Origin of the sequence: Bacteroides acidifaciens (assembly GCF_024623065.1) — a bacterium.
GTDB classification, from domain to species: Bacteria; Bacteroidota; Bacteroidia; order Bacteroidales; family Bacteroidaceae; genus Bacteroides; species Bacteroides acidifaciens.
Map to the genome: position 1 here is coordinate 1 of NZ_JANJZR010000151.1, position 2,849 is coordinate 2,849.

Annotated in this window: 4 protein-coding genes; all 4 read left to right on the forward strand. The window is 39.8% G+C overall.

Annotated elements, in window-relative coordinates:
• Positions 1-69: 69 nt before the first annotated feature.
• Complete coding sequence (locus NSB03_RS20245) at positions 70-426, forward strand: four helix bundle protein (RefSeq protein WP_135037272.1); 357 nt, start codon at positions 70-72, stop codon at positions 424-426.
• A gap of 82 nt (positions 427-508) precedes the next feature.
• Positions 509-1,846 carry a reverse transcriptase domain-containing protein gene (locus NSB03_RS20250; protein WP_128824512.1) on the forward strand — a complete coding sequence of 446 codons (1,338 nt, stop codon included), beginning with the start codon at positions 509-511 and terminating at the stop codon, positions 1,844-1,846.
• A 218-nt stretch (positions 1,847-2,064) separates the two neighbouring features.
• Positions 2,065-2,436, forward strand: a complete 372-nt coding sequence (locus tag NSB03_RS20255; RefSeq protein ID WP_024988680.1) for a hypothetical protein — start codon at positions 2,065-2,067, stop codon at positions 2,434-2,436.
• Between the two features lie 45 nt (positions 2,437-2,481).
• The gene (locus NSB03_RS20260) at positions 2,482-2,829 is read left to right on the forward strand and encodes a hypothetical protein (protein WP_135037266.1); all 348 of its coding nucleotides are present in this window, start codon (positions 2,482-2,484) and stop codon (positions 2,827-2,829) included.
• Positions 2,830-2,849 lie beyond the last annotated feature (20 nt).

A 2,849-nucleotide genomic window follows, 5' to 3' on the forward strand; every position in this document is an offset into this window, starting at 1 on the left:
TGTGGTTCGCGGTGTCGCCGCATTTTAAACTTTTAACTTTAAACTTTGACATAACAAGAAACATAGAATATGGGGAAAGCAAACGATTTGAAAGTATATAATGATGTTGAATTATTAGCCGGATGGGTGTTGGATTTGTCCGGCAACTTCCCTAAGCAATACAGATATCTCGCGCAGCGGTTGGTAAATGTAACATTTGACTGTATGGACGATATTACACTTGCCAATTTGCGTGAAGGGACTGAACGCGCAATGTTTCTTGATGCTTTCGTGGTACATTTTACATCTTTAAAAACGATTCTAAGAATATGCACCAGAAAACGGATTGTTTCTGTTGGTAATGAAGCCTTCTTTTTGCGGTCTTCCGCAAATATAGGTCGACAGATAGCCGGATGGAAACGGGCAACATTGAACCAAAATCGTTAAGGCGGTTATGGCAGTGTATAATTTAATCTTTAATGGGTGCCCTACTGGAAGAATACTTCCAGTTACGAACAAGATACAGGGCATGATAACGGAGTACAATTCGAACAACGCGTGGATCGTGAATGGTGCTTCCGGGCAAGTGAACGGCAACAACAATAAGGCGAATAGCTATGTGGTTCGCGGTGTCGCCGCATTAGGGAAATTATACAGCATATTGTTTGAATCGTTTGTAGAAGCGTACCACGATTGCATTTGTAATAAAATGTCAAGTTCGCAATGTTGTGAGTTTAGGGCAGATTACGAAGACCGATTATATAATCTTTATTTGCAAGTCGTGTCAGGTACTTATGAACCTTTAAAGTCACTTTGTTTTGTTGTTATCTGGCCATTATACAGGGAAGTGTTTGCAGCGGATTTTCAGGATCGTATAATACATCATTGGATTTGCATACGGTTGGAACCTTTGTTCGACAAGCATTTTGCAGGGATGGGAGATGTTTCACATAATTGCAGGAAAGGCTTTGGCACTGAAAGCGCAGTACAGGCTCTTTTTAAAGATATATACGATTGCAGTAACGGGTTTACTAAAAGTTGTTGGGTCGGAAGATATGATATTTCCGGATTCTTCATGTCAATAGACAAGGGGATTGCATGGGTGTTGTTAAGTGAACTTATCAATGAACACTATCACGAAGCCGATAAGGAATGTTTGTTGTATCTTGTACGCATAACAGTGTTTCATTTGCCGCAGGAGCATTGTATAAAACGATCTCCGGAATCCTTGTGGGACAAGATACCGGATAATAAGTCGCTTTTTGGGAATGACCCGTATAAAGGTATGCCAATCGGCAACCTTCCTTCACAACTGATTGCAAATTTCTACATGTCTTTCTTTGATGAATTTGTTTTATCCCTGGGATTTAAATATTACGAAAGATATGCGGATGATTTTGCCCTGGTACATAAGGACAAGGATTTTATATTAAAAGCAATACCACTTTTTGAAAGCTTCTTATGGAATAAGTTGAAATTAAAGTTGCATCCACAGAAGAGATATCTACAACACTATACAAAGGGTATCATGTTCGTGGGAGCTGTCATTAAAATGGATCGGATATATGTAGGGAAGAGAATTGTTCGCAACACTCGAAGGACAATAATGCATATAAATAAAGAGCTGGAGGAAGGAAAAGAGTTAACGGATAGTATGATATCCAGTCTTAATAGCTATTACGGGTTTATGAGAAAAAGAAAGGCGTATGCCATACGCCGCGGGCTTACAAAGAATTTTTCCCCTTTGCTTTGGGACAGGGTGTATATGACAAATCATTTTTTTACGGTTAAAATAAAAAAGAATTATGATGAATTATTCCAGTACCGACGGGAAGCAATTAAAAGTACCCGACGCCGTATTGCTTAAATCTATGGCCTTGCCGATAGAATATGACAACGGTGTTTATATCATCCGTTGGGATATAAGGACTATTTTTCCGGATAATGGAACGGAAAGAAATCCCCTGGTTACGTTCGCATCCTGGAGAGGTAAAGAATATCCGGGAATAGAGCGGATAAAAACATGGCTAAAAGAATATTATAACGGGAAAATCCCGGAAAACATAAACTTAAAAGATTACAGTTATGAAAGAATTAGAGTTTACAACCTACGTAAAACGTCCGGAAATGCTGGAGAAAAGCGTTCAGGCGTGTGTTCCTCACTGGACGATAAACATCGACAGCCGGCAGATAGAAAATGAGTTGGGAATATTGGTTTATAAACAGGAAGTTGTAAGGTTGGAAGGCGAGCTGACTTATGAAAAAATAGTTGCCGCAATCATAAACGCGAAATATTCCCCGGACGACCAGACAGCTATATTAATGAACGCAATTAACCCGAATTACCTTACAGAGGAAAAGGAAGCAGCCTATTATCAGGAGATGAAGGACTTTCAGGAATGGCGGGACAAGGCAAAAGAAATTGCCTCTACTATAATAAAGGGACTTCCGTTTTGAAGAATACTGGGTATCATTTTGATTAATAATTAAATCATGTAGTTTATGAAACAGTTAATTGAAAAAGTGTTCGGCTGGATGAAGGAAAGTAACCGGCCGGCACACATGAAGGCGGGTAATTCAATTTTTGTTGCCGGGCTGATTGTGTTTACGTTTATCGGGATTCTGCTACTTTATCCCATGATACAGGATTGCTCATACGAAGGCAGCAGCCGTTTGTTTGTCTCGATAATGATTCAGGTGTGTATCATGGTATTTGTAGCAATGTGCGCAGTAGAATATATTCAAGAACGGATGGGGTGTAAATGGGACTGGCTGGATATTGCGGCCGGATGTTTAGTGCCTGTTTGTATTACCGTATTTACGATTCTACTTGTTTTTCTGACGTTGTAGAAGATAAAGCGGCGGAACCG

Excerpts from the sequence above, each read along its gene's own strand:
- NSB03_RS20250 (WP_128824512.1), top strand. The coding sequence starts at position 509 with ATGATAACGGAGTACAATTCGAACAACGCGTGGATCGTGAATGGTGCT.
- NSB03_RS20255 (WP_024988680.1), top strand. The coding sequence starts at position 2,065 with ATGAAAGAATTAGAGTTTACAACCTACGTAAAACGTCCGGAAATGCTG.
- NSB03_RS20260 (WP_135037266.1), top strand. The coding sequence starts at position 2,482 with ATGAAACAGTTAATTGAAAAAGTGTTCGGCTGGATGAAGGAAAGTAAC.
- NSB03_RS20245 (WP_135037272.1), top strand. The coding sequence starts at position 70 with ATGGGGAAAGCAAACGATTTGAAAGTATATAATGATGTTGAATTATTA.